Raw genomic sequence first — 23,172 nt, 5'->3', positions numbered from 1 at the left:
AAATTAGTCTAAAGTGATTTCTAACGCTAAACCTCTTAACTCATGAACCAATACATTGAAAGATTCAGGAATGTTTGGTTTACCCATATTTTCACCTTTAACAATAGCTTCATAGGCTTTAGCTCTCCCAATCACATCATCAGATTTGATTGTTAGAATCTCTTGAAGAACATGAGAAGCACCAAATGCCTCTAATGCCCAAACCTCCATCTCACCGAAACGCTGACCACCAAATTGTGCTTTACCACCCAATGGCTGTTGTGTAATCAATGAGTATGGTCCGATAGAACGAGCATGCATCTTATCATCAATTAAGTGACCTAATTTCAGCATGTAAATAACTCCAACAGTAACCTTTTGATCAAATCTGTCACCTGTTAGGCCATCATATAAATGAGTTCTACCAAATTCCGGAAGACCTGCCTCAGCTAATTCAGCAGAAACCTCATCCGAAGATGCACCATCAAAAATAGGTGTAGCATATTTTCTGCCTAATTTAAGTCCTGCCCAACCAAGAACAGTCTCATAAATCTGACCAATGTTCATCCTTGAAGGTACACCTAATGGGTTCAATACAATATCAACCGGTGTTCCGTCTTCCAAGAATGGCATATCTTCGTCACGAACAATTTTGGCTACAACACCTTTGTTTCCGTGACGACCAGCCATTTTATCACCTACTTTCAATTTACGTTTTTTAGCAACATAAACTTTAGCAAGCTGAACTATACCTGCCGGTAATTCATCTCCTACCTCTATAGTAAACCTTTCTCTTTTGAACTTACCAGCTATTTCGTTTCTTCTCTTGTTGTAATTTCTTACTAAATCAACGATAAGCTTATTTGTATTGTCATCATTAGTCCAATTATCAAGGATTAAGTCAGAAATCAAATTCACCTCTTCTGGTACATTGTAGTTACTTTCATCTCTGTAAATATTCTTCTCAGGGAATAAGTTCTTTTCAATGTTAGTTTTAGAGAACTTAACACCTTTGCTCATTATCTCATCACCAAACTTATGTTTGATACCTTGACAAGTCTTTCCTTCAAGCAAAGTAGCTAACTTCTCAATTTTCAGATTTCTTAATTTCAATAACTGGCGGCTATATTCCTTAGCAAGAACAACTACCTCTTTCTTAGCATCAGCTCTCCCGTCTTTATCTTTTTTGTGTCTAGCAAATAACTTAGTATCGATAACAACACCTCTTAAGGAAGGAGATGCTTTCATTGATGCATCTTTGACGTCACCGGCTTTGTCACCAAAGATTGCTCTTAAAAGCTTTTCTTCAGGAGTTGGATCCGTTTCACCTTTAGGTGTTATTTTACCAATTAAAATATCTCCTTCTTTGATTTCAGTACCTGTTCTGATGATTCCATTTTCATCGAGGTTTTTAACTGCCTCTTCACTGACATTTGGAATTTCAGAAGTAAGTTCTTCTTCACCTCGCTTAGTATCTCTAACTTCTAATTCAAATTCTTCGATATGAATTGAAGTAAATATATCTTCTCGTACTACTCTTTCGGAAATTACAATTGCATCCTCAAAGTTGTAACCTTGCCATGGCATAAATGCCACCTTCATATTACGTCCAATGGCCAATTCTCCTTTTTCAGTAGCATAACCATCACAAAGGATTTGTCCTTTGGTAACTCTGTCTCCTTTATAAACTATTGATCTAAGATTGATAGTAGTATTTTGGTTTGTTCTCCTGAATTTGATTAAATCATAAACTCTCTCATCATCTTCAAAAGAAACCAATTGCTCCTCATCGTTCATATCATACTTGATCACGATCTTCGTTGCATCAACAAAAGTAACAACTCCGTCTTTTTCTGCTACTATCATAGATCTAGAGTCACTGGCAACTCTTCCTTCAAGACCCGTACCAACGATTGGCGCTTCTGGTCTTAATAATGGAACTGCTTGACGCTGCATGTTTGAACCCATCAAAGCTCTGTTTGCATCATCATGCTCCAAGAAAGGAATCATAGATGCTGCAACTGATACAATTTGGTTAGGCGCTATATCCATGTACGAAAGCTCTTTCGGCTCTAGAACAGGGAAATCACCTTCAAATCTAGCTTTAACTCTATCATTCAGATATTTTCCTCCATCATCAATTGGTGCATTAGCCTGTGCAATGTTGTGATCATCTTCCTCTTCAGCTGTAAGGTATAGTACATTACCACTCATATCCACTTTACCGCCTTCAACTTTTCTGTAAGGCGTTTCAATGAAGCCCATGCTATTTACTTTGGCATGAACACAAAGAGATGAAATCAATCCAATATTGGGACCTTCTGGTGTTTCAATGGTACAAAGCCTGCCGTAGTGAGTATAATGAACATCACGAACCTCAAATCCTGCACGCTCCCTAGAAAGACCACCAGGCCCTAAAGCTGACATTCTTCTTTTGTGTGTAACCTCTGATAATGGATTCGTTTGATCCATGAACTGAGATAATTGGTTGGTTCCAAAGAAAGAATTAATAACAGAAGATAAAGTCCTAGCGTTGATCAAATCAACAGGCTTGAAGTCTTCATTATCTCTAACGTTCATTCTTTCTCTAATAGTTCTAGCCATTCTAGCTAAACCAACTCCAAACTGAGCGTACAATTGTTCCCCTACTGTTCTAACTCTTCTATTACTAAGGTGATCAATATCATCAACAATTGCTTTAGAATTAATCAATCCGATTAAGTATTTCACAATATGGATAATATCCACTTTCGTCAATACTTTAGTTTCAGCATCAATATCTAATCCTAATTTTTTATTGATTCTATATCTCCCAACCTCACCTAAGTCATATCTTTTCTCAGAAAAGAAAAGATTTTGTATAATTTCTCTTGCTGTTGCTTCATCAGGAGCCTCAGTATTACGCAGTTGACGATAAATCTGTTCAACCGCTTCTTTCTCTGAGTTAGAGTTGTCCTTTTGAAGTGTATTATAAACAATGCTGTAGTCAGTAATATTCACATCAGTTCTATGAAGAATGATGGATTTAACCCCTGCATCTATAATCAATTCTATATCTTCTTCCTCAATAACGGAATCCCTTTCTAGCAAGACCTCGTTTCTGTCAATAGATACTACTTCCCCAGTATCTTCGTCTACGAAATCTTCCGTCCAAGTTTTTAGAACCCTTGCTGCCAATTTACGGCCAATCACCTTTTTAAGCGCAGCTTTAGTACCATCCACTTCTTCAGAAAGATTAAAAAGATCTAGGATATCCTTATCAGAACCGTACCCAATAGCACGTAATAAAGTAGTAACTGGGAATTTTTTCTTTCTGTCGATATATGCGTACATGACATTATTAACGTCAGTCGCAAATTCTATCCAAGATCCTTTAAAAGGTATAATTCTTGCAGAATATAATTTGGTTCCGTTTGTATGTTTACTTTGGGCAAAGAAAACACCTGGTGACCTGTGCAACTGAGATACAATTACACGTTCAGCACCATTAATGATAAATGAGCCCTTTTCGGTCATGTATGGGATATTACCCAAAAACACCTCTTGCTCAATTGTTTCAAAGTCTTCATTATCCTCATCATTGCAAATCAACCGAAGTTTTGCTTTCAAAGGAACAGAATAAGTTAATCCTCTATCAATACATCCATCAATATCATATTTTGGTGGATCAACAAGATAGTCAACAAATTCCAAAACAAAATTCTCTCTAGAATCTGAGATTGGAAAGTTTTCTTGAAATACTTTAAAAATTCCTTCTTCAGCTCTTTTTTCAGCGGGAGTTTCCAATTGGAAAAAATCCTGGAAAGATTGGAGTTGAACATCAAGGAAATCAGGATAATCAATTACTGTTTTAATAGACGAGAAATTGATTCTTTCAGATTGATTTATATTAGCCAAGGCTCTGAATATTTAAAGTTATTGTAAATCTATAATGTGCATTTTATGCACTATCCTGTTTCATAAATTAGTACAAACAGGAAAAGACCTGACCACGAAAATGCATTAACATCATCGGGGACCAGGCCTAATTTCTTGGGCAGAAATCAGTTAATCCTTTCAGGATCAACTTATTACTTCAATTCAACTTCTGCTCCAGCTTCTTCAAGTTGCTTTTTAAGCGCCTCTGCTTCGTCTTTAGCTACTCCTTCTTTTACTGCTTTTGGAGCACCGTCAACTAATTCTTTTGCTTCTTTCAAGCCTAAACCTGTCAATTCTTTAACAGCTTTAACTACTTGTAATTTAGCAGCACCAGCAGAAGTTAATACAACATCAAAAGATGTTTTTTCTTCCGCTGCATCTCCACCGCCAGCACCACCAGCTGCCATAACAGGCGCTGCTGCCGCAGCAGGTTCGATACCGTGTGTTTCTTTAAGGTAATCAGCAAGTTCATTAACTTCTTTTACTGTTAATTCTACTAATTGATCTCCAATTGCTTTGATATCAGCCATGATTGTGTTATTTAAATTTTAATGATTTTGTTCTAGTAATTTGTTAATTATTGTGCTCTTTCTTCAAGCGCTTTTACTAATCCTGATACTTTGTGACCACCACTCTGAAGCGCAGAAATAACATTTTTGGCAGGAGACTGTAGTAAACCTACAATATCGCCAATCATTTCTGTCTTAGACTTCAATTCGCTAAGTGGAGTTAAGTGCTCTGCACCAACATATATATCAGTATCTATAGCAGCAGCTTTGAATAAAGGCCTTTCTGTGTCGTTTTTCTTATGAAATTCTTTAATCGCCTTGGCAGGTGCATTACCTACTTCAGGAGAAAAAAGTATCCCTGAGAAACCTTTTAATGATTTAAACATTGCAGAATAATCTTCTTCCTGCTTCTCCAATGCTTTTTGTATCAAGGAATTCTTAACTACTTTGTATTCCAAACCTTTTTCGAAACATAGTTGACGAAAAGCATTGGTTTGTGCAACACTCATCCCTGAACCATCAGCCAGATAAAAGTGCGGAAATTCCGTAAATTTTTCTGTAAGTTCCTCTATAAGTTGTCCTTTTTCTTTTCTATTCATATTAAATTCCAGCTATAGAGTTTTTATCAATTGAGATTCCCTTGCTCATCGTAGATGACATGGTCATACTCATGAAATACGTACCTTTAGATGAAGCTGGTTTCAGCTTCGCTAAAGTTTGAATTAATTCGTTAGCGTTTTCAGTAATTTTCTCTTGCGAGAAGGAAGCTTTACCGATACTAGCATGAATAATCCCGAACTTGTCCACTTTAAAATCGATTTTACCCGACTTTACCTCTTGAACCGCCTTTCCAACATCAAGCGTAACAGTTCCTGATTTTGGATTCGGCATCAGACCTCTTGGTCCTAGCACCTTACCTAACCTACCTACTTTTGCCATAACAGTAGGCATAGTTACGATAATATCAATATCTGTCCAACCACCTTCAATCTTCTTGATATAGTCGTCTAACCCTACATAATCAGCTCCAGCATCTTTAGCTTCCTGCTCTTTATCAGGAGTAACTAAAGCCAATACTTTCACATCTTTACCTGTACCATGAGGAAGTGCAACAACACCCCTAACCATTTGGTCGGCTTTACGAGGATCTACACCCAATCTTATATCAAGGTCAACAGAAGCATCAAACTTGGTTGTTGTAATTTCTTTCACAAGCGCTGAAGCCTCACTTAAAGCATAAGCTTTTGTAGAGTCTAACTTCTCTGCTGCAATTTTTTGATTTTTAGTAAGCTTTGCCATTTTCCTTTATTTTAAGAATTCCAAGGAGCTTTTCCTGTAACTTTTATACCCATACTTCTTGCAGTACCTGCAACTTGTCGCATGGCTGATTCGATTTTAAAAGCATTCAAATCAGACATTTTGGTCTCAGCAATTTCTTTCACCTGATCCCAAGTCACAGAACCAACCTTATTTCGGTTAGGCTCAGCAGAACCTTTCTTCTTCTTAGAAGCATCCAATAAAAGTACCGGGGCTGGTGGTGTTTTAATCACAAAGTCAAAAGATTTGTCTTTGTAAATTGTGATTACAACCGGCAATACTTGCCCAGCCTTTTCTTGAGTTCTTCCATTAAATTGCTTACAGAACTCCATTATGTTAAGTCCTTTACTACCTAATGCAGGACCAACGGGAGGTGACGGATTTGCAGCTCCCCCTTTAATCTGTAATTTCAGATATCCACTTATTTCCTTAGCCATCTTGCTATTCTGTTTTTTCTACTTGCATGTAATTTAATTCCACAGGAGTATTTCTTCCGAAGATCTTAACCATTACGTTAAGTTTCTTTCTTTCTTCAAAAACCTCCTCAACGGATCCGGTAAACCCACTGAAAGGACCATCCATCACTTTCACTGATTCCCCTACTATATAAGGAGTACTCAGCTTCTCATCCATCTCTTCAGTTTCATCCACTTTTCCTAATATACGGTTCACTTCATTTTGTCGTAAAGGAACCGGCTCTTTCTCATCACCTTGTCCTCCCAAGAATCCGATCACCCCCGGAATACTTGTGATGACGTGATGCGCTTCTCCATGAGAAATATCAGCCGATACAAAAACATAACCAGGAAAAAAATTCTTTTCCCTAACTCGTTTTTTACCGTTCCTCATTTCGTAAACCTTTTCAGTAGGGATAAGAATCTGAGGAATAAAATCTTCTATTTTTTGTCGAGCAATCTCATTTTCAAGATAAGTTTTAATCTTCTTCTCTTGTCCACTTATTACCCGTAAAACATACCATTTAAATTCTGACATTATCTCAATATATCTTAAATGCTAAAATGCATTATAAAACCACTCCATCGCATTATCAAATGCCAAATCTATAACACCAATTAATAGGGCAAAAATCAAAGCTCCAACTAATACCAGAATAGAACTATTCTGTAGCTTGCTGTAAGGCGGCCAAGTCACTTTATATCGCATTTCTGACCACGATTCTTTTAAGAATAAACTTAGTTTTTGCATCTCTTTAATGTGTTAAAATTGCACGGGTGGAGGGACTCGAACCCCCAGCCAATGGTTTTGGAGACCACTACTCTACCAATTGAGCTACACCCGTATTACCAATGCAACTCAAAATGGTCTGCAAAGGTAGATAAAAGTTTTATAAGAAACAAATGCGCTCCCAATTTTTCGAGAGCGCATCGTTTAATTTATTTTATATATCTTAAATATTAGTCTAAGATTTCAGTTACCTGTCCGGCACCTACTGTTCTACCACCTTCACGGATAGCGAAACGTAAACCCTTTTCGCAAGCTACTTTGTTAATCAAGTTAACTTCGATAGTTACGTTATCACCCGGCATAACCATCTCCACGTTTTCAGGAAGTTTGATTTCGCCAGTAACATCAGTTGTTCTCAAGTAGAACTGTGGACGATATTTGTTAAAGAATGGAGTGTGACGTCCACCTTCATCTTTAGAAAGAACATAAACCTCAGCTTTAAAATGAGCATGTGGGTTTACAGAACCTGGCTTACAAATAATCATACCTCTTTTGATTTGAGCTTTTTCAATACCTCTTAACAAAAGACCTACGTTATCACCAGCTTCACCTCTATCTAATATTTTACGGAACATCTCAACACCAGTAACAGTTGATTTAAGACCTTCAGCTCCCATACCGATCAAGTCAACAGGATCGCCAGAGTTTATAACACCTCTTTCGATTCTACCTGTTGCAACAGTACCACGACCAGTAATAGAGAATACATCCTCAACTGGCATTAAGAAATCTTTGTCAGTTAATCTTTCTGGTAATGGAATATAGTCATCAACAGCTTGCATTAACTCGTCAATTTTCTCAACCCACTCTGCTTCACCGTTAAGTGCACCAAGAGCAGAACCAGAAACTACAGGTAAATCATCACCTGGGAAGTCGTAGAAAGAAAGTAATTCTCTTACTTCCATTTCAACTAATTCTAATAACTCCTCATCGTCTACTAAATCTACTTTGTTTAAGAAAGCAACAACAGCAGGAACACCTACCTGACGAGCTAAAAGGATGTGCTCACGAGTTTGTGGCATTGGACCATCAGTAGCGGCAACCACTAAGATAGCACCATCCATTTGTGCAGCACCAGTAACCATGTTTTTCACGTAATCCGCGTGACCTGGACAGTCAACGTGCGCATAGTGACGGTTAGCAGTTGCATACTCAACGTGTGAAGAGTTAATTGTAATACCCCTTTCTTTTTCTTCAGGAGCATTATCGATAGATGAGAAGTCTCTCATCTCTGCAAATCCTTTATCAGACAATACTTTACAGATTGCAGCAGTTAATGTAGTTTTACCATGATCCACGTGTCCGATAGTACCGATATTCACGTGTGGTTTCGAACGGTCAAAGGTTTCTTTAGCCATATTTGAAAAATCCTCAGTTTAGTTAAAATTTATAATATATTTATTCAATAACACTGATTGAGCCAACGAGGGGATTTGAACCCCCGACCTCTTCCTTACCAAGGAAGCACTCTACCCCTGAGCTACATCGGCTTGAAATCATTCAGTGCCCTTACAGGCACATCCTAACAAAGGCAGTGACGTTTCCGTTCTGCCTTAATTTACACCGAAATGCCTATTGTATTATAGAGCGGGAGACGAGGCTCGAACCCGCGACCTGCAGCTTGGAAGGCTGCCGCTCTACCAACTGAGCTACTCCCGCTTGTTTAACGAAAATCAATCTTAAAAAATACAGATATCATTTCAATCAAATTGTAATCCTTTGCCAAAGCTTCGGATTACAAAGTGGGGGAAACAGGATTCGAACCTGTGAAGTCGAAAGACAACGGATTTACAGTCCGTCCCAGTTGGCCGCTTTGGTATTCCCCCAATGGTTTCAATAAGCATTTCCTAAATCCTTTTCGTTTTAGGAAGTGCAAAATTATATGGATTTTATATTTTATCAAACTTTACTGACAAAAAAGATTGTTTTTTTTCAAACATAAATTAAATGCTATTGCTATCCTCTGTTTATCAGACTTTTATAACATAAAATAAATAGAAATTATTTTTTAAATTCTTTCCGAGAATGATAACAGGGTTTAGTACGATGAATTTTAAAACATTGAGAAAGATGTAAAGCAAAAAAAATCAGTTATTCACTGCTAAAATTAAAATGAAATGTGTAAAATTTAATATGTGTTCCTATCTTCGTGTCAAATTTTAGTTATGTACGAAATAAAATTCAGTCAGTCAGAAAAAGAATATAAGCTGTCAACCAAAGATGGTGATATTTTTATAGACGATTCTAAAGTCGATTGGGATTTAAGTAAAACTGATGATCAATCCTTCCATATCATTTATCATAATCAAACATTTAATGCTCACCTGGTAGAAATTGACTATGAGAGCAAAACTTTTAAATTGCAATTAAATGGTAAAATCATTGAATTGGAATTGAAAGATAAAATGGATTTACTTCTAGAAGAAATGGGGATAAGTGATTTGGATCAAAACCAAATGAACGATGTAAAGGCACCCATGCCTGGACTTATCATAGACATCATGGTGTCTCCGGGTGATGAGGTAAAAAAGGGTGACCCATTGTTGATATTGGAGGCAATGAAGATGGAGAACGTTATTAAGGCAGCTGGTGACGGTATAATAACCGACATCAAGGCGCAGAAAGGCGATAGTGTGGAGAAAAATCAGTTGATCATTCAATTTTAATTATTTGAGTACAATTGAGTAATTGCATTGATTTTAGATATAATTAGTATAGACTTTTAAAGGGACAGCAACAATTTAGCTTATGAAATTCAAACGCATTCTATTGAAACTAAGTGGTGAGGCACTTATGGGTGATGAAGGTTACGGCATTGACTCAAAACGTTTAGCTCAATATGCAACAGAAATTAAAAAAATTCACGATCAGGGAATTGAAGTAGCAATAGTGATTGGGGGTGGAAATATTTTTAGAGGAATTCAAGCAGAAGCTGCAGGAATCGATAGAGTACAAGGAGATTACATGGGAATGCTTGCAACTGTTATTAATGGGATGGCAGTTCAGGGCGTTTTAGAAAATCATGGGATGTTCACGCGTTTAATGTCCGGAATCAATATGGAACAAGTTTGTGAGCCTTTTATTAGGAGGAGAGCTATCCGCCATCTTGAGAAAGGCCGTGTAGTAATTTTTGGTGCTGGAATCGGAAATCCATATTTCACTACTGATTCTACAGCCAGTTTAAGAGCTATTGAAATCGAAGCTGATGTTGTATTAAAAGGAACTAGAGTAGATGGTGTTTATACTGCTGATCCTGAAAAGGATGCAGATGCTACGCGATATTCCAACATTACTTTCCAAGAAGTGTATGAAAAAGGACTGAACGTAATGGATATGACAGCATTTACCCTTTGCCAAGAAAACAATTTGCCTATTATTGTATTTGACATGAATAAAGAGGGTAACTTATATGACCTCATTAACGGAAAAAATGTAGGCACCTTAATAAACTCTCAAAATTAAAAACCAATGGAAGAAATAGATTTAATATTGGACGAAACGAAGGAGCTGATGGAGAAAGCCATTCAGCATACAAAAAGCAATTTACAAAAAATAAGAGCTGGGAAGTCCTCCCCTGCCATGCTTGATGGTCTAATGGTAGATTACTATAATAATGACACTCCTATTAGCCAAGTTGCATCTATCAGTACGCCAGATGCACGATCCATTATTATTAAGCCATGGGAGAAAAACATCATTGGAGAAATAGAAAGGGCCATTATCAATAGCGATTTAGGATTCACTCCTCAAAATGATGGTGAAATTGTTAGAATAAACATCCCACCACTTACAGAGGAAAGAAGGATTGCCTTATCGAAGCAAGCCAAAAATGAGGCTGAAGATGGGAAAATATCTATTCGTAATGCAAGAAAAGATGCTAATGATCAACTTAAGCAACTTCAAAAAGAAGGTACATCTGAGGATGACGTCAAAAGAGGAGAAGATAAGGTTCAAACATTAACCAACGATTACACTAAAAAGATTGATGATATCCTCGAGCATAAGGAAAAAGAAATCATGACGGTATAACGTCACTAAATCAAAAAAGAAAGCTGTTTTAAAGGAATTTAGGAAGTCGGGATAGAAATAGTCTATTTTGACTTCTCTTTTAAAATAGCTTTTTTTGTTTCAACCTACTTTATTTGCGGTAGTTTATAAAGTTTTTCCAATTGCTTTTTCATGATCTTTTCAGGTGTTAACTTCACAATACTTTTTAACAGAAGCTTTCCCGCTCTGCTATGTGCCATTTTTCCAAATCGCCAGGAGTTATTTACCACATAATCCACTTTGTCACGCCTTACTTTTTCAAATTGCTCAAAAAGCTGAGGTGTAGCCGAATATTTTGAAAACAACTCAGCTATTGTGTAGGCGTCTTCAATCCCCTGTCCAGCTCCTTGCCCCATATTGGGAGTGGTAGCATGTGCTGCATCTCCCAATAAACAAATATTTTGGGAATGCCATCGATCTAATCTTTTCAAATCCAGTAAATCTCCTCTAATTATTTTCTGCTCTTCTGTTTCCGTGATGATCTGATTCACTATTGGATGAAAAGATTCAAACATCGTCTTCAATTTATCTTTGAGTTGTGGTAAATCGTCTTTTATAAAAGGTGCAGATTTAGCAACTGCAAACCAATAAACTGAGTCCTCTGAGACTTGAGAAAATCCAAACCTAACATTATTTCCCCAGGCTTCACGTCCTAAGTTTTGAAGCTGATCAGGTAGTGCCATATTTGCTATTCCCCTCCAACAAGTTTGTCCAGTGTCCCTTAAAGATGACTTGGGAAATAATTGCTTTCTGGTCTTGGAATTAATGCCATCTGCAGCTAACACAAAATCCGCAGAAACTGAAGTATCATGAAAATCAAGTTTAATGCCATCTGAATTTTGCGTGAAGGACTTTAATTCACAATCTAATTTCACTGTATTCTTAGGTAAGCTATCATATAGAATTTTATGTAATCTGGCTCTGTGTATTGAAACAATCTTATTCCCTTTTTGATCTTGAACGATATTGCCTCCCTTGCTAAATGGTCTCAACTGATTATCGGTTATATCAACTCTATCAAGTTGGACTCCACTATTCAGTAATTCTTCTTTTAAGCCCAGATGATTCAATACTTGTAGCGCATTAGGCTGAATCCAAATACCTGCACCTATTTCATTAAGCTCATCAGCTCGTTCATAAACGGTAGCTGAAAAACCTTTCTGTTTTAAGGCTAATGCGGTAGTTAGACCAGCTATTCCTCCTCCAATTATTGCGATATCCATCATATTTTGTACTTTTAGGTCAAATATACTAATTTAAAATATTTAGGTCAAGTTTACTAAAATGAAAGATACAAGAGCAAAGATACTTGAAGCAGCATTAGGTCTTTTTAATGAATATGGAATGGTGAATGTTAGTCTAAGGCAAATTGCACAAGCGCTAAGCATAAGCCAGGGGAATCTTAATTATCATTTTAAATTGAAAGAAGAAATAATAGAAACCTTATATTTTCAATTGGTATCTGAAATGGACCAGCAAATGAATGAATTAGACAGTGCAGAGAATGAACTGTCCACCTTATATCAAATGTCACTAAAGACCATGGAAAAAATGTATAAGTATAAATTTATCCTAATAGATTTTATCCATTTGATGAGGGAAAATAAAAGTATTAAATCGCATTATACAGAATTGATGCAGAGGCGGAGCGAGGAATTTCAGCATATGTTTCAATCATTAGTAAAATCAAAACTTTTGAGACCGCAAGAATTTGAAAACGAATATCAAAGACTATATAAAAGGATGAATATTTTGGGCGATAGTTGGATCAATTTTCAATTGACTTTCGAACCTAATAAGGGCTTAAAACATTATTGTAATTTACTTTTTGAAATAATTTACCCCTATTTGACAAAGAATGGAAAGGAAGCATTCCGAAATATTTCTAATCTAAAATTCCAATAATTTCTTCACCTGTTCCTCCAATAATTCACCATACAATTTATCGGTAACTTCTTCACCATCAAAATTCTGTTCTATTCTAGCTAGTTTAGGTTTTAAAGCTAAAACATGCATACCCAAATAATTAAAAATATCAGTCATATGGCTTAGTGCCAAACCTGCGCCCTGCATACCGGAAGATATTCCAACCAGTGCACATTTCTTATCTCGAAAACTATTCGGATACTCCATTCCGTCAATGAAAGCTTTTAAAACTCCAGGAAAGGACCCGTTGTATTCAGGAATAATAAATACGTACTTTTCAGAAGCTCGCAGCTGATCTAAGAATTTATTAAATTTAGAATTACGACCATTATTATCATATAGAGCTGTAAAAACAAAATCCTGTGGTAAATCGGCTAAATCAACAATATTGGATTCTACCTGATGCTGTAAAAGGTGGCTTTGATAGAGATGGGCTACTTTTGAGGAAACTGAGTTTTTACGATTGGTACCTGAAATGATTGTTATCATAGTGAATAAATATCTTTAAAAACAAAAATAGGGACAATAAGTCCCTATTCCATAATTATATTAACGAGATTTGGATTATAGTGAAGAAAGATTCACCGTTAACTCAAAATCATCATAAATCATTTTATCCCCAAGTCCGTCAAAGAATGATCCTGAACCATATTTAACTTGCCATTTCGTTCTATCCAATGGAAATGACGCTTTAGCGTTCGCTTTTCCATTTTTTACTGTAACATTAGCAGGGAATGTAATTTTGTTAGTAATTCCCTTGATTGTCAAATCACCTGCAACAAAATGAGTAGCATCAGTTGCCTCGCTTTTATCAATAGAAGTGATAACAAATTTTGCCGTTGGAAATTTTTCAACACTAAAGAAATCATCAGACCTTAAATGACCCATTAATTTTCCTTTGTATTCTCCTTCTAAATCTAATACATCTATTGTCGTCATATCAATTACAAAGGAACCGCCAGTTACCTGCCCATCTTCCATTTCTAATGCTCCTTCCTTAATATTCACAGTGCCGTTGTGCTGTCCAGTTACTTTTTTTCCAACCCACGCAATTTGACTAGAGTTAGTATCTACTTTCACTTCTTTTTGTAAAAAAGTAAATGCTGCAGTAATAAATAATGCTGCCAATCCGATTGATAAAATTCTTGTTTTCATTTTCTTGTTCTTATTATTAATGTTCATACATTTAATGTTTATGTATATACCATGAATATTCAAAAAGGTTTTAATTTTTTGAAAATATTTTGAATGTAACGCTAGTTAAAACATATTGAAGCAAAATTGTTTAAATACTTATATGGTAACATTGGAACAAATAACAGAAGCTACAAGCTATATAATAAGTAAAATAGATTTCAAACCAGAAGTCGGAATAATATTAGGAACTGGTTTGGGAGCGTTGGTGGAAGACATAGATATCATACAATCCCTTTCTTACAAAGATATACCTAATTTCCCCGTCTCAACTGTGGAAACCCATAGTGGCAAATTAATTTTTGGAACATTGAGTGGTAAAAGGGTGATAGCAATGCAAGGTCGATTTCACTTTTATGAAGGATACAGTATGCAGCAGGTCATCATGCCAGTTAGAATAATGTATAATTTAGGAATCCAGCACCTCTTCATTTCCAATGCAGCAGGAGGTTTAAATAAAAATCTTGAACTAAGCGATATAATGATTATTAGAGATCACATTAATCTCTTTCCTGAAAATCCTTTAAGAGGTGCGAATTTAGATAAATTTGGTGGTCGATTTCCTGATATGTATGATGCCTATGATCCCCAACTGATTGAAATGGCTAAAGAAATAGCCAAAGAAGAAGGAATTGATATCAAAGAGGGTGTCTATGCAGGCGTGCAAGGACCAAATCTGGAAACACCTGCTGAATACAGATATTTGGACACTATAGGGGCCGATGCAGTCGGCATGAGCACCATCCCGGAAAACATTGCAGCGAGACATATCCAGATCCCTGTATTTGCAGTTTCAGTGATTACAGATTTATGTTATCCTGAAAAGCTAAAACCTGCTGCTATCCCTGAAATTATTGGGGCTGCCATCAATGCCGAACCAAAAATGACAAAGATATTTATGAAATTACTGGAAAAGATGGATTGATACCAAGGAGCAATATTAATTTAATGTTAACTTAAAATTGACAAAATTAATAATAGAAGCCAGTATTTTAGTATTTAATGTACTTATACTCATGATATAAAATATTTATTAATTATTTGTTAATACAATAAATTGTAAGATAACATTGGTCAGGTTTACTTTTGCACAAACTTTTAGGAAATGCGAAAAATAAACCTGATCTTTTTATTAACATTCTTTGTAGTCCAAAGTTCATGGGCCCAAATCGAAAAGCTTCCATATGACATCAATGGAAATACTTGGTTTGAGAATATTAAAATAGGTGGATATGTGCAAGCTAGGTACAACCGGCTACTTGAAACCAATCCCAATTTAGATTGTTCCCAATGCGATAAAAGCTGGGGAGCTGGAAATGGGATTTCCCTTAGACGTGTTCGATTAAAATTTTCAGGAAATCTTGGTCAATACGTTTACTTTTACATCCAACCAGATTTTGCTAGCAGTGGAAGTGGGACGGGCCAGCATTACGGGCAATTAAGAGATGCTTACTTTGATGTCAGTTTGGACAAAAAAAGAGAGTTCCGTTTTAGATTTGGTCAAAGCAAGATCCCCTACGGATTTGAAAACATGCAGTCAAGCCAAAACCGTTTACCATTGGACCGGAATGATGGCATGAATAGCTCTATCAAAAACGAAAGGGAACTCAGTATTCTTTTCTATTGGGCTCCTCAGGAAACTCGTCAGCTCTTCAGGGAACTGGTTGCAGAAGGATTAAAAGGCTCTGGGGATTATGGAGTTGTTGGTTTCGGAGTATTTAATGGACAAACCGGAAATTCTCCTGAATTAAACGATGCTTTGCATATTGTTGGTAGAATAAGCTATCCTATGAAGCTCGGTAATCAAATTATAGAGCCAGGCATTCAAGCTTTTACTGGACAGTATCAAATGCCACAGGGCAATTTAAGCGATGGCGTGAATGTTAGGGAAGGTCTGAATTATTTAGACCAAAGAGCAGCAGCAAGCTTTATTCTATATCCACAGCCTTTTGGAATTCAAGCTGAATACAATTGGGGAACAGGTCCTGAATTCAACAAAGAAACTAACTCTATTGAGCAAACGCAATTGGAAGGTGGATATGCAACTTTGACTTATAAATTTACTAAATTCCAGCAATTATTCTACCCATTCATGCGATACCATTACTACGATGGTGGTAAGAAATTTGAGCAGGATGCCAGAAGTTATAACGTAAGTGAGTTAGAAATTGGAATGGAATGGAGACCTGTTAGAGCCTTTGAATTGGTTGCTCACTACACCATTTCCTCTAGAAGATATGAAGATTTCATGAATCAAAATAACCTACAAACTGGAAGACTTTTGAGATTACAAGCACAAGTTAATTTCTAATAAGATCACAACATTATTACGCAGGCTCCGAATAACCATATAAGAAATGAATGGTTATGGAGTTGGGCAAAATAAGAATTGAAGTAGTGCAAGGAGATATTACTAAGCAAGATGATATTGCTTGCATTGTCAATGCGGCAAACGCAGAATTGCAAATTGGAGGCGGAGTAGCGGGAGCTATTCATACTGCTGCAGGGGAAGAATTAATCAAGGAAACTCAAAAACTAGCGCCTATCAGAACTGGGCAAGCTGTAATCACTGGTGCGCATAATCTCCCAAATCAACAAATTATACATACTCTCGGACCCGTTTACGGTTTCAACCAACCTGAAATGGGGTTTCTAACAGATTGCTACAAAAACTCCCTACATTTGGCAGAAGAAAATAACATCAATTCCATAGCATTTCCTGCGATTTCTACTGGCGCATTCGGATATCCTTTTGAAGAAGCAACAGATATTGCTTTATCAGTAATTAAGGAATTTTCGACAAAAGCTGATTCTATTAAACTTATCCGGTTTGTTCTCTTCAGCCCTTCTGATTATGAGTACTATGTCGATAAACTTAAGGATTTTAGGTTAATTTGATGAGCGACTATAGATAGCTACATATCGTCTTATCATCATTTACAAGCTTAAAAAGTGAGACTTACAGACAACTGCTTATATAAGCAAAAGACGAAATTTATATTTTAAGAAAATAACAGCCAGAACCCCATAGTATCAAGCCAACATTTTTCTTTTAAGGTAGATATTAATATCCAATAGCGCATCAACTATGTTATCGGCCATACTTTGGCGATATCCAATTATTTTTTGGTTTATGAGTTTACCTGAATCTCCGTTGAAGGCAAATCTTCCAATGGTTCTATTATTTTTTATTTCGTAAATCAATATTTCATAAATAGAGATGTCTATGCCATTGTGATATCCTGTCCCCATTTTCCAGCTAATATCTCTTCTTTCTTTAATAGTGTGGTTCAATAGGTCGACTATTGCGCTTTTACTTAAATCCATGAATTTCAATGAGTTGTTTCCAAACTCAATTTAGAAAAAATAAAACCTACTTAAAAAATAATATAGATGTATTTAGCGATTACATCCAAATAATTCACTATGATTACAAGATACACCTATACTATATTTTAGTTTGGTTGGATAAAGTAAACTTACATACTGATCAACCCATATAGTCACCAGTTTTTTGGCGACATTCTTTTGCTTTTTTATTAGAGATAACCTTCCAGAAGGGATTCCGGAAGAATAGCGCTGTTTTCACTAAAAAATTATGCATAGATCGCTCAAAACCTGAATGGTATTTAGAGGCATTCTTTGGCATTACAACATACTCATATCCAAATCTTTGAGTCACTTTGTCCATACATGGATTCCCATATAGGACATTTTGAGTATCTTGGATATAAATGCTCAATAACCTTCGTTCTTTTTTCTCGCCTTCAGGCTCTAGCTCGGGTCGCTTTTTTATTTTTTCAGTAGATTTATTACTGTAATCCACTTGCCCATAAATAGGGTGAAGTGAAAGCAAGAATAAGAAAAGGATGCATAAAGAGCAGAATTTCATATTACAAACATCAGAAAATAAATAAATAAAAAAGCCAAAAACTTTAAATTATTCTATTAAACGTCTGTTCGCCTGAAAATCGTAAAGCGTTAATTGTCTTAAATTATAATAGGCTTGCCAAAAATTCCCTAAAGAATTGATATAATCCCTTTTGGCTTGGTCCTTTTCAGTTAATGCTATTGAGAGATCTGTGATACTAATTTTCCCAATCAAATAACGGTTTTTAGCAATATTATAACGTCTTTGGGAAATATCATCAGCCTTTTGGGTAATCGCTACTTGATCTCGTAGCATCTCTAAAGTTCTAACTTGGGTATAAACTTCTTGTTCAAAATTTACTTTTTCCTGTTCCACCGTGTATTGAACCAATTGATAGTTTGCTTCAGCTGTTTTCACTCTTGATTTTTGCCGCCCCCAATCAACAATAGGAATGGTGAAGCCCAATTGGACTCTTTGTTGGTTTTCAGGAGTTTGATAAATGGCAGGTAATTGATCCGCTTGATTTGTTAATCCAAAACTACCAAAGAGGTTCATATTTAAGCCTGTTTCTCCTTGAGCCCTATCTACTTCCTTATCCGCTTCTAGCAATCTCCTCTTAAACCCAATTGCCTCTTGCCTATTGCTTAATGCTTCTTTCAATGCTACATCTGGGTCGATTTGAAATTCCGGAATATCTTCTGGAACAATCAAATTTAATTCTTCGTCATTCTTTAGACCCAGAAAAGCTTTCAATGCAAGTTGTGTAGTTTCCAAATCAAGTCTTGCTTGCGCAACTGCTTGTCTTGAATTCATTAAACTTAATTCCAATTGCAACAATTCATTTTCAGGTATTTTACCAAGTTCATATCTCCCTTGGGCAATTTTGTAGATAGTATCGTTATTTCCCAGGTTCTTTTGGGCAATTTCTAAACTCACTTGTGCACTTAATAAATTGAAAAATCTCTCCGACACATCTTTAGATATCTGTTCAAATTCCTCAACAAACTCCCTTTTAGATTCTTCGTATCTGAGCGGTTCAATTTGTTTATCCCATTTCAACTCATTGAATCGAAATAATGGTTGAGAAAAACCAATTGATAATGGATCACCCCCATACCTAAAATCATTCCTTTCGAAATCATCAAAGCGATTGACAGTTGAATTTAAAAAAACTGTACCACCAGTTAAACCAATTTGCTGTTCAAGATTTAATGATACATCAGAATTACTGTTAAATACTGAACGATACTGAGTTGATCCGTCCTCTTGAGTTATTGGGGTTACCGACCTGTTAAAGTTCGGTAGCGTACCACTAAGACTTAGCTGTGGAACAAAGTTTGATTTATACACTCTGTATTGCCAATATCGGTTTTCTTTAATTGTTTCCGCACGTCTATACGCTGGTGATTGAGTTTTGGCTATCTGAATAACATCCTTTAGCGTGTAGGTTCTTTGTGCCTCAAGCTTGAAACTTATTGATGAAAGTCCAATAAAAATAATTAAAAGGTAAAATAGCGTTTTATTCATATCTTAAAGAAGTTATTGGGTCTTGGTTTGCTGCTTTCCTTGCTGGGGCAATTCCAAAAATTAAACCTACAGTAGCTGCCACACCAAATGAAATCACGATAGATATCCCGCTTACTATGGTTGGGATTTCCGCAAAAGAAGCTACTAAATACGCGAAAATTATTCCGAGAATCACACCAATGATGCCTCCACTGATACTAATCATTACAGCTTCCAATAAAAATTGTAAAACAACATCAGATTTTTTAGCCCCTAAAGATAGTCTTAAGCCAATTTCTTTTATTCGTTCCATCACTGATGCTAGCATAATGTTCATAATTCCTATGCCGCCAACTAAAAGGGAAATTCCAGCAATGGCTCCTAAAACAATATTAAAAATGTTCTTTGTTTTCTGTTGTTGCTTTAAAAGTAATTCAGGAATTGTCACCTCAAAATCAACTTTATCATAATGCCTTCTCTTTAACATTCTAGAAATAATTTCCGCTGTGGCATTGAGATTTTCAGATTCCGTTACCTGCACTGTCAGCTTATCTATTTGATGATAATTTTGACTTGATTGATTTTGATTACTGTTGCTCCCATTTCCACTATTGGAATTAGCTTTCTTCAGCTGCGCTTGGGTAAGAGTAGCTCTATTTTTATAGTTCACTAGAACAGTTTGCACCGGAGTGTAGATATCCATATTGAAATCTCTCAAACCTAGATTATCCAAACTCTTTTGACTATAAACTCTTTCTTTCAAAACTCCAATTACCTGAAGCCAATGAGGCCCCACTTTAATCATTTTTCCGACCGGATTAGTATTGGGAAAAAACCTCGCTTTCACAGATTTCCCAATAATACAGACTCTGCTTCCTATTTTTAAATGTTCATCAATAAACATTTCTCCTTCATTTAGCTCAAAAGCCGAAAGGTTGAAGTATGCAGGTGCTACGCCTACCAACTTTGCAGACCGTCTAATTCCGTTTCGGATTACATAGGTTTCTAATATGATTTCCGGACTAATCTCCTCTATGCCGGGAATAATTTCCTTAATACTTTCAGCATCGGCTAAAGTTAATCCGGGGCTGAATTTCTTTTTTTCTTTTTTCCCGCTGCTTTGTTGCTGAAGATTCTCCTCGGTTTGCTCAACTACTGGCTCAATTACAATATTATTAACCCCTACCAATTTGATCTGATTAAGAATCTCCTGCTGAGCACCATTTCCAATCGCCAACATGGCAATTACGGCAGCAACACCGAAAATAATTCCCAATGCAGTTAAAAAAGATCTAGTTCGGTTAGCGACTACTGCTTCGAAAGCAATATTTAAATTTGCAAGTATCTTTTCCTTCATCTAAATTTCAGATGATTTTAAAAGCTTAACATCCTTCTCATCCATATCATCTGGTGCGATAAGGTAAATTTTCTCTCCTTGTTCTACTCCTTCTGTAACGATTACTTCATTGGCATTTGCTTTTCCTAATACCACTTCTTGTTTTATCGTTTCTAGACTAGATTTTTTAAATATATAGGAAATGGAATCTCCTTGATTAAAAACTGATTCTAATGGAACATAAATTGCATTAGGTACAACATCAGTAATAATTTCGTTGGCTGTACTCATGGCAGGCCTTAGTGTAGTGTCGCTTTCATTGATTTCTACTTTCACTTCGAATACTTTAGCATCCGAGTTAGGCCTTTGCTCTCCAACATTGGCAACATATATTACTTCACCGGTTAGTTTTTTATCTGGAAAGGCATCTAAGCCAATATTGACATGTTGACCTTTAGCAATTTTCCTGATATCTACTTCATTTACAAAAGTGGTTGAAATCATAGTGGACAAATCTGGCAAAGTAGCAACAGTTGGGTCAAAAGCACCAATTGAAGCACCTTCTGATTTCTTGGACCCATCATATTCACGCATATAAATGACCATCCCGTCTTCTGGAGCCATTATCCTAAATTTCTGTCTCAGCTCTACTAAAAAATCTCGTTCATCGCGATCTTCTGCCAGTTCAGCTGCTGCTTCTTGCATTTGTGCAACGGCTTTATCTTTCTTAAGCAAATAATTCTCTTTTGCTTGTTTAAAAGCTCTTTCTGCTTTACTAAGGTCAATTTCTGCTTGTTTTATTGTAGCAGGTGGCTCAAATTGAGACTGTTCCAAAACTAGTTTCTTTTCTTCCACAGCAAATTCAAGATTTATTAATTCATCTCTCGCTTGACGTAAGGTTAACGCTGTATCTAGTTTAGTTTGCGTGTATTGCGAAAGGCTTTGTTGATATTCATTTTCAACGTTTCTTAACCTATCAGAAAGTTCCGAAGCATCCAAACTAGCAACAAAATCTCCTTTCTGCACAACAGTTCCTTCATCTACTAATTTATCGATCTTAACATTCCAAAGTCGAGCGGCACGTAAACCAGAAGGACCTGTAATCTTAATGGCATTTTTAGCTTCTAGTTCACCAGTGGTCGTAATGGCGATCACAAATTCCCCACTTTGAACTTCGGTCATGATTTCAACAGTGTCAGTTGATCCTCCACCCCTAAAAGTGAAGAAAGCTATGATAATAATCACCAAAGCCGACAATGATATGATTAATTTTTTATTCATAATAGATGTTGTTCTAAGAAAGACATGTAACGCCTCAATTGTAAATTTATTGATTATCAATTGAATTCTAGCCACCACTTATCAATTAATATTCCCTACTAAGTAAATAGTTTTATACCAATGTATTGTTTCAAAACCGATATCTTGATGCATCAATCAATAGAATAGTTCTTGATTAGGTTCGCTTTTTTTGAAAAAACTTTAATTTTCCACAAATAACTGAACTCATAGAAGATTCCAGCATTTTATTACCTTTGCAATCCAATTAATACCCATGAAAAAAATAATCAGTTTCATATTAAGAAATGTCCCCAGAAAATACATCCAGTTAATAAGTGGAATTAGCTTGAAAATAATTGGTCTTTTTTATAGGGGCGATAATGTTTACTGCCCAATAAATGAAAAAGGCTACAGAAAATTTTTACCCTACGGCCGAGTTAATCCTAGAGAAAATGCCCTTTGTCCTGATACTCTTTCATTAGAAAGACATCGATTAATCTGGTTATATTTAAAGGAGAAAACCAATTTCTTCAATTCTAAATTAAAAGTTCTGCATGTAGCACCTGAACAGTGTTTTATGAGCCAGTTTGAAAAACTGCATGGAGAAGAGTATATAACTGCTGATATTGAATCTCCTTTGGCTAAAGTAAAAATGGATATTCACGATATCCCTTTCCCAGCCGACACGTTTGATGTGATTTTTTGTAACCATGTAATGGAGCATGTCGAGGATGATATCAAAGCTATGAGCGAATTGCACAGAGTATTAAAACCGGGTGGATGGGGCATTCTACAAATTCCATTCTTTGAACCAGTACCTGAAAAAACATTTGAAGATAACAGTATTACCGATCCTAAAGAACGAGAAAAAATCTTTGGACAGGATGACCATGTAAGACTATACGGAAAAGATTACCCTGATAGATTAAGAAAAGCCGGCTTCACAGTAACTGAAGATAATTATATAAACGAACTACCTGAGTATAGAGTCAAAAAATATGCTTTACCAAAAGGAGAAATTATATATAGGGTAAGTAAATGAT

At 36.1% G+C, this 23,172-nt stretch carries 24 protein-coding genes and 4 tRNA genes; 8 read left to right on the top strand and 20 right to left on the bottom strand.

The genetic code is table 11. The annotated features are described in order from the left end of the window. Positions 1-3: 3 nt before the first annotated feature. The 12 genes from rpoB to Q3Y49_RS09055 all read right to left on the bottom strand — a co-directional run bounded on the left by rpoB (position 4) and on the right by Q3Y49_RS09055 (position 8,794). A complete protein-coding gene (gene rpoB, locus Q3Y49_RS09110) occupies positions 4-3,876 on the bottom strand; it encodes a DNA-directed RNA polymerase subunit beta (RefSeq protein WP_303272001.1) in 3,873 nt (1,290 codons plus the stop codon). A 173-nt stretch (positions 3,877-4,049) separates the two neighbouring features. After that, positions 4,050-4,427: a 50S ribosomal protein L7/L12 gene (gene rplL, locus Q3Y49_RS09105; RefSeq protein ID WP_013455143.1), complete on the bottom strand. Its 378-nt coding sequence runs from the start codon at positions 4,425-4,427 to the stop codon at positions 4,050-4,052. A 47-nt stretch (positions 4,428-4,474) separates the two neighbouring features. Next, complete coding sequence (rplJ, locus tag Q3Y49_RS09100; protein WP_303272000.1) at positions 4,475-5,005, bottom strand: 50S ribosomal protein L10; 531 nt, start codon at positions 5,003-5,005, stop codon at positions 4,475-4,477. A gap of 1 nt (position 5,006) precedes the next feature. Beyond that, on the bottom strand, positions 5,007-5,705 hold the full coding sequence (rplA, locus tag Q3Y49_RS09095) for a 50S ribosomal protein L1 (RefSeq protein WP_303271999.1): 699 nt from the start codon (positions 5,703-5,705) through the stop codon (positions 5,007-5,009). Positions 5,706-5,716: 11 nt separating this feature from the next. Further along, positions 5,717-6,160, bottom strand: coding sequence for a 50S ribosomal protein L11 (rplK, locus tag Q3Y49_RS09090; RefSeq protein ID WP_303271998.1), 444 nt, complete (start codon positions 6,158-6,160; stop codon positions 5,717-5,719). A gap of 4 nt (positions 6,161-6,164) precedes the next feature. Next, on the bottom strand, positions 6,165-6,716 hold the full coding sequence (gene nusG / locus Q3Y49_RS09085; RefSeq protein ID WP_303271997.1) for a transcription termination/antitermination protein NusG: 552 nt from the start codon (positions 6,714-6,716) through the stop codon (positions 6,165-6,167). 21 nt (positions 6,717-6,737) lie between these two features. Further along, entirely contained in the window at positions 6,738-6,929 is a 192-nt protein-coding gene (gene secE / locus Q3Y49_RS09080; protein WP_013455138.1) for a preprotein translocase subunit SecE, read from the bottom strand. A 21-nt stretch (positions 6,930-6,950) separates the two neighbouring features. Further along, a tRNA-Trp gene (locus Q3Y49_RS09075) sits at positions 6,951-7,023 on the bottom strand. 115 nt (positions 7,024-7,138) lie between these two features. Next, positions 7,139-8,326, bottom strand: coding sequence for an elongation factor Tu (gene tuf / locus Q3Y49_RS09070; RefSeq protein WP_303271996.1), 1,188 nt, complete (start codon positions 8,324-8,326; stop codon positions 7,139-7,141). Between the two features lie 60 nt (positions 8,327-8,386). Next, positions 8,387-8,458 (bottom strand) — tRNA-Thr (locus Q3Y49_RS09065). Between the two features lie 96 nt (positions 8,459-8,554). Then, a tRNA-Gly gene (locus Q3Y49_RS09060) sits at positions 8,555-8,627 on the bottom strand. Between the two features lie 84 nt (positions 8,628-8,711). Further along, positions 8,712-8,794, bottom strand: a tRNA-Tyr gene (locus Q3Y49_RS09055). 339 nt (positions 8,795-9,133) lie between these two features. Here Q3Y49_RS09055 and Q3Y49_RS09050 point away from each other — a divergent pair. The 3 genes from Q3Y49_RS09050 (at position 9,134) to frr (ending at position 10,997) form a co-directional block, all read left to right on the top strand. Further along, positions 9,134-9,634 (top strand): acyl-CoA carboxylase biotin carboxyl carrier protein subunit, encoded by a 501-nt coding sequence (locus Q3Y49_RS09050; RefSeq protein ID WP_303271995.1) that lies wholly within the window; start codon positions 9,134-9,136, stop codon positions 9,632-9,634. Positions 9,635-9,716: 82 nt separating this feature from the next. Next, complete coding sequence (gene pyrH / locus Q3Y49_RS09045) at positions 9,717-10,430, top strand: UMP kinase (RefSeq protein WP_303271994.1); 714 nt, start codon at positions 9,717-9,719, stop codon at positions 10,428-10,430. 6 nt (positions 10,431-10,436) lie between these two features. Then, the gene (gene frr / locus Q3Y49_RS09040) at positions 10,437-10,997 is read left to right on the top strand and encodes a ribosome recycling factor (RefSeq protein ID WP_303271993.1); all 561 of its coding nucleotides are present in this window, start codon (positions 10,437-10,439) and stop codon (positions 10,995-10,997) included. A 104-nt stretch (positions 10,998-11,101) separates the two neighbouring features. Here the strand turns inward: frr and Q3Y49_RS09035 are convergent, their stop codons facing one another. Continuing rightward, on the bottom strand, positions 11,102-12,241 hold the full coding sequence (locus tag Q3Y49_RS09035) for an FAD-dependent oxidoreductase (RefSeq protein ID WP_303271992.1): 1,140 nt from the start codon (positions 12,239-12,241) through the stop codon (positions 11,102-11,104). Between the two features lie 58 nt (positions 12,242-12,299). Here Q3Y49_RS09035 and Q3Y49_RS09030 point away from each other — a divergent pair, with 58 nt between their 5' ends. Next, complete coding sequence (locus Q3Y49_RS09030; RefSeq protein WP_303271991.1) at positions 12,300-12,920, top strand: TetR/AcrR family transcriptional regulator; 621 nt, start codon at positions 12,300-12,302, stop codon at positions 12,918-12,920. On the opposite strand, the gene Q3Y49_RS09025 is transcribed toward Q3Y49_RS09030, so the two are convergent. Then, positions 12,906-13,430 (bottom strand): NADPH-dependent FMN reductase, encoded by a 525-nt coding sequence (locus Q3Y49_RS09025; RefSeq protein ID WP_303271990.1) that lies wholly within the window; start codon positions 13,428-13,430, stop codon positions 12,906-12,908. The genes Q3Y49_RS09030 and Q3Y49_RS09025 overlap by 15 nt on opposite strands. 75 nt (positions 13,431-13,505) lie before the next feature. Further along, a complete protein-coding gene (locus Q3Y49_RS09020) occupies positions 13,506-14,123 on the bottom strand; it encodes a YceI family protein (RefSeq protein ID WP_303271989.1) in 618 nt (205 codons plus the stop codon). 115 nt (positions 14,124-14,238) lie between these two features. On the opposite strand from Q3Y49_RS09020, the gene Q3Y49_RS09015 reads away from it, so the two are divergent. The 3 genes from Q3Y49_RS09015 (at position 14,239) to Q3Y49_RS09005 (ending at position 17,033) form a co-directional block, all read left to right on the top strand. Then, positions 14,239-15,060 (top strand): purine-nucleoside phosphorylase, encoded by an 822-nt coding sequence (locus tag Q3Y49_RS09015; RefSeq protein ID WP_303271988.1) that lies wholly within the window; start codon positions 14,239-14,241, stop codon positions 15,058-15,060. A 180-nt stretch (positions 15,061-15,240) separates the two neighbouring features. Further along, positions 15,241-16,446 carry a porin gene (locus tag Q3Y49_RS09010; RefSeq protein ID WP_303271987.1) on the top strand — a complete coding sequence of 402 codons (1,206 nt, stop codon included), beginning with the start codon at positions 15,241-15,243 and terminating at the stop codon, positions 16,444-16,446. Between the two features lie 56 nt (positions 16,447-16,502). Next, positions 16,503-17,033 (top strand): macro domain-containing protein, encoded by a 531-nt coding sequence (locus tag Q3Y49_RS09005; RefSeq protein WP_303271986.1) that lies wholly within the window; start codon positions 16,503-16,505, stop codon positions 17,031-17,033. 135 nt (positions 17,034-17,168) lie between these two features. Here the strand turns inward: Q3Y49_RS09005 and Q3Y49_RS09000 are convergent, their stop codons facing one another. From Q3Y49_RS09000 to Q3Y49_RS08980, 5 genes are all read right to left on the bottom strand, one after another. Then, positions 17,169-17,462: a hypothetical protein gene (locus tag Q3Y49_RS09000; RefSeq protein ID WP_303271985.1), complete on the bottom strand. Its 294-nt coding sequence runs from the start codon at positions 17,460-17,462 to the stop codon at positions 17,169-17,171. Positions 17,463-17,625: 163 nt separating this feature from the next. Further along, a complete protein-coding gene (locus Q3Y49_RS08995) occupies positions 17,626-18,027 on the bottom strand; it encodes a hypothetical protein (RefSeq protein ID WP_303271984.1) in 402 nt (133 codons plus the stop codon). A 48-nt stretch (positions 18,028-18,075) separates the two neighbouring features. Continuing rightward, positions 18,076-19,533 carry a TolC family protein gene (locus Q3Y49_RS08990; protein ID WP_303271983.1) on the bottom strand — a complete coding sequence of 486 codons (1,458 nt, stop codon included), beginning with the start codon at positions 19,531-19,533 and terminating at the stop codon, positions 18,076-18,078. Continuing rightward, a complete protein-coding gene (locus Q3Y49_RS08985; RefSeq protein WP_303271981.1) occupies positions 19,526-20,869 on the bottom strand; it encodes an ABC transporter permease in 1,344 nt (447 codons plus the stop codon). Before Q3Y49_RS08985 ends, Q3Y49_RS08990 begins: the two co-directional genes overlap by 8 nt. Next, entirely contained in the window at positions 20,870-22,129 is a 1,260-nt protein-coding gene (locus Q3Y49_RS08980; protein ID WP_303271980.1) for an efflux RND transporter periplasmic adaptor subunit, read from the bottom strand. Positions 22,130-22,403: 274 nt separating this feature from the next. On the opposite strand from Q3Y49_RS08980, the gene Q3Y49_RS08975 reads away from it, so the two are divergent. Then, a complete protein-coding gene (locus Q3Y49_RS08975; protein ID WP_303271979.1) occupies positions 22,404-23,171 on the top strand; it encodes a class I SAM-dependent methyltransferase in 768 nt (255 codons plus the stop codon). The last annotated feature ends 1 nt before the right edge of the window (position 23,172 follow it).

The sequence above is a fragment of the Marivirga harenae genome (assembly GCF_030534335.1).
Taxonomy (GTDB): Bacteria; Bacteroidota; Bacteroidia; order Cytophagales; family Cyclobacteriaceae; genus Marivirga; species Marivirga harenae.
This window is presented reverse-complemented; position numbering and strand designations above follow the sequence as displayed.

Bases quoted from the DNA above. Each gene is read 5' to 3' on its own strand.
- Q3Y49_RS09015 (WP_303271988.1), top strand. From the start codon at position 14,239: ATGGTAACATTGGAACAAATAACAGAAGCTACAAGCTATATAATAAGT.
- Q3Y49_RS08985 (WP_303271981.1), bottom strand. From the start codon at position 20,869: ATGAAGGAAAAGATACTTGCAAATTTAAATATTGCTTTCGAAGCAGTA.
- Q3Y49_RS08980 (WP_303271980.1), bottom strand. From the start codon at position 22,129: ATGAATAAAAAATTAATCATATCATTGTCGGCTTTGGTGATTATTATC.
- Q3Y49_RS08990 (WP_303271983.1), bottom strand. From the start codon at position 19,533: ATGAATAAAACGCTATTTTACCTTTTAATTATTTTTATTGGACTTTCA.
- Q3Y49_RS08975 (WP_303271979.1), top strand. From the start codon at position 22,404: ATGAAAAAAATAATCAGTTTCATATTAAGAAATGTCCCCAGAAAATAC.
- Q3Y49_RS09010 (WP_303271987.1), top strand. From the start codon at position 15,241: ATGCGAAAAATAAACCTGATCTTTTTATTAACATTCTTTGTAGTCCAA.
- Q3Y49_RS09025 (WP_303271990.1), bottom strand. From the start codon at position 13,430: ATGATAACAATCATTTCAGGTACCAATCGTAAAAACTCAGTTTCCTCA.
- secE (WP_013455138.1), bottom strand. From the start codon at position 6,929: ATGCAAAAACTAAGTTTATTCTTAAAAGAATCGTGGTCAGAAATGCGA.
- tuf (WP_303271996.1), bottom strand. From the start codon at position 8,326: ATGGCTAAAGAAACCTTTGACCGTTCGAAACCACACGTGAATATCGGT.
- Q3Y49_RS09030 (WP_303271991.1), top strand. From the start codon at position 12,300: ATGAAAGATACAAGAGCAAAGATACTTGAAGCAGCATTAGGTCTTTTT.
- rplA (WP_303271999.1), bottom strand. From the start codon at position 5,705: ATGGCAAAGCTTACTAAAAATCAAAAAATTGCAGCAGAGAAGTTAGAC.
- nusG (WP_303271997.1), bottom strand. From the start codon at position 6,716: ATGTCAGAATTTAAATGGTATGTTTTACGGGTAATAAGTGGACAAGAG.
- Q3Y49_RS09005 (WP_303271986.1), top strand. From the start codon at position 16,503: ATGGAGTTGGGCAAAATAAGAATTGAAGTAGTGCAAGGAGATATTACT.
- rplK (WP_303271998.1), bottom strand. From the start codon at position 6,160: ATGGCTAAGGAAATAAGTGGATATCTGAAATTACAGATTAAAGGGGGA.
- Q3Y49_RS09035 (WP_303271992.1), bottom strand. From the start codon at position 12,241: ATGATGGATATCGCAATAATTGGAGGAGGAATAGCTGGTCTAACTACC.
- Q3Y49_RS09000 (WP_303271985.1), bottom strand. From the start codon at position 17,462: ATGGATTTAAGTAAAAGCGCAATAGTCGACCTATTGAACCACACTATT.
- rplL (WP_013455143.1), bottom strand. From the start codon at position 4,427: ATGGCTGATATCAAAGCAATTGGAGATCAATTAGTAGAATTAACAGTA.
- Q3Y49_RS09020 (WP_303271989.1), bottom strand. From the start codon at position 14,123: ATGAACATTAATAATAAGAACAAGAAAATGAAAACAAGAATTTTATCA.
- Q3Y49_RS09050 (WP_303271995.1), top strand. From the start codon at position 9,134: ATGTACGAAATAAAATTCAGTCAGTCAGAAAAAGAATATAAGCTGTCA.
- frr (WP_303271993.1), top strand. From the start codon at position 10,437: ATGGAAGAAATAGATTTAATATTGGACGAAACGAAGGAGCTGATGGAG.
- rplJ (WP_303272000.1), bottom strand. From the start codon at position 5,005: ATGAATAGAAAAGAAAAAGGACAACTTATAGAGGAACTTACAGAAAAA.
- pyrH (WP_303271994.1), top strand. From the start codon at position 9,717: ATGAAATTCAAACGCATTCTATTGAAACTAAGTGGTGAGGCACTTATG.
- Q3Y49_RS08995 (WP_303271984.1), bottom strand. From the start codon at position 18,027: ATGAAATTCTGCTCTTTATGCATCCTTTTCTTATTCTTGCTTTCACTT.